This is a genomic window from Streptomyces flavofungini (assembly GCF_041028215.1).
GTDB classification, from domain to species: domain Bacteria; phylum Actinomycetota; class Actinomycetes; order Streptomycetales; family Streptomycetaceae; genus Streptomyces; species Streptomyces flavofungini_B.
In genome coordinates, this window is record NZ_JASKYR010001108.1 from 1 (window position 1) to 2293 (window position 2293).

At 72.6% G+C, this 2293-nt stretch carries 2 protein-coding genes; one reads left to right on the plus strand and one right to left on the minus strand.

Annotated elements, in window-relative coordinates; genetic code table 11:
• A partial coding sequence (locus tag AB8Z36_RS38840; protein ID WP_369218072.1) for an acyl-CoA synthetase occupies nucleotides 1-1434 on the minus strand: 1434 nt, incomplete at its 3' end.
• Nucleotides 1435-1913: 479 nt separating this feature from the next.
• Here AB8Z36_RS38840 and AB8Z36_RS38845 point away from each other — a divergent pair.
• Nucleotides 1914-2293 (plus strand): LysR family transcriptional regulator (locus AB8Z36_RS38845; protein WP_369218073.1); only part of this gene is annotated, 380 nt, incomplete at its 3' end.

The following is a 2293-nucleotide window of genomic DNA, read 5'->3' on the forward strand; positions in this document are numbered from 1 at the left end:
CTTCATGACCTTGCCCATGTCGTTGCGCGGCAGCGCCGCCAGGTACCGCACCGACCTCGGGCGCTTGTGCGGGGCCAGCCGGGACGCGACGTGGTCCGCGAGTTCCGCCGCCGACGGGGGCGCCGCCGCGTCGGACGGGACCACCCAGGCCACGACGCGCTCGCCGAGGTCCGCGTCCGGCTCGCCGGTGACCGCCGCCTCCCGCACCCCCTCGTGCTCCAGGAGCGCGTTCTCGATCTCACCCGCCCCGATCTTGTAGCCGCCGCTCTTGATGAGGTCGGTGGCCTTGCGGCCGACGATGCGCACATAACCGTCGGGGTCCCGCAGCGCCATGTCGCCGGTGCGGAACCAGCCGCCCGGTGCGAACGCCTCCGCCGTCGCGTCGGGGCGGTTGAGGTAGGACGTGAACAGGTTCGGCCCGAGCACCTGGATCTCGCCGACCGCCTCCGGGTCGCCGGCCGGGAGCGGTTCGCCCGCCTCGTCGACCAGCCGCAGTTCCACCCCGGGCAGCGGCACCCCGACCGCGCCCGCGCGCGGCTCGCCGTCCACGCGGACGCTGGTGATCATCAGCGTCTCGGTCATGCCGTACCGCTCGACGACACGGCGCCCCGTGGCGGACGTGATGCGCTGGTGGTCGTGGACCGGCAGCGCCGCCGACCCCGAGACCAGCAGGCGGGCGCCGCCGAGCGCCTTGACCAGGCGCGGCTCGTCCGGCAGCGCCTCGGCGATCCGGTGGTACATCGTCGGCACCCCGAACAGCATGGTCGCCCCCGAGTCCAGCTCGCGCGCCACGCCCTCGGTGCTGAAGCGGCCGAGGTGGCGCACCGCACCGCCCCGCCGCAGCGGGCCCAGGGTGCCGAGGATGAGGCCGTGCACGTGGAACAGCGGCAGCGCGTGCACCAGGATGTCGTCGCCGCTCCACTGCCAGGCGTCCTCCAGGGCGTCCAGCGTCGCGGCGATCGCGCGCCGGGGCAGGACGGCGCCCTTGGGCGGGCCCGTCGTGCCCGAGGTGTAGACGATCAGGGCGGGGGCCTCGGGGTCGGCCGGTTCGACGGCCGGGGCCGGGTGCCGGGCGGTGACGTCCACGTCGACGCGGGGCAACTCCGCCAGTGCGGGCGGCAGTTCCGCGCCCGGCTCCGCGAGGACGAGGGAGGGGGCGCTGTCTGTCACGATGTGCGTCAGCTCGCCGCCGCCCGACCTGGGGTTGAGCGGCACGGCGGGGACGCCGGACAGGAGCGACGCCACGACGCCGACCGCGGTCTCCAGGGACGGGGTGGCCCAGACGGCGACCCGGCCCGCGCCCCGGAGCCGTTCGGCCAGGGCGGCGGCCGTCAGGGCCAGTTCGGAGTGGCTCAGCGAGCGGTCGCCGAACCGCAGGGCATCGCCGGGGGGCGCCGTGTGCGGGGCCGCCAGGGCGGGGAAAAGCGGATCCACGTCTCGTACTCCTTGTGGTTGTACTCGTGTCGCTCCAGTCCACCACTTCATCTCTGCCCCGGGTGGCGTGCCCCACGAACACGGCGGCGCCGCCTCCCCCTGGGACGGGGGGAGACGGCGCCGCCGCCGATCGCTCCGGGTGACGTCAGACCAGCCAGCCGAGGAAGTGGGCGAGACCGGCGACGACGTCAGTGATGAGGTTCATGGTGGTGCTTCTCCTTGTGGGACTTTCAGGATCAGTACGAGTACGCGCTCACGGTCTGCAGCCCGTCGCTCGCGCACCGTAAGCATCGTCAATCACGGGAGCCCCGCGCAATTCCTGGCGCAACGATCACCTGTTCAAGGGAACAACTGCTCAGGTGTTTGTATGTACGGAGTTCGGGGTTCGGATGGCTGGGGCGCCGACGGGTCGCCGATGGGTCGCCGGGGCCGGGCGCCCGGTCGGTTCGGTCATCCCAACATCTGCTTATGATTCAGCGGTGTTCGATTCACGGCACATCAAGACGTTCCATGAAGTGGTCAAGGCCGGGTCGTACTCGGCGGCCGCTCGTTCCCTCGGCTACACGCAGCCCGCGATCACCCAGCAGATGAAGGCCCTCGAACGGTCCGTCGGCACCGCGCTGTTCACACGTGTGGGGCGCCGTATGCGGCTGACGGAGGCGGGCGAGGCGCTCTCCCGGCACGCCGGGATCATCCTGGACGACATCTCCGCGGCCCAGCAGCAGATGAACGCGATCACGCGGCTGCGCTCGGGCCGGGTGCGGGTCTGTGCCTTCCCCAGCGCCAACGCCACCCTCATCCCGGAGGCCCTGGCCAGGCTCGCCTCCGGGATGAGGGTGGCGTTGGCGCTGGGGAAGGC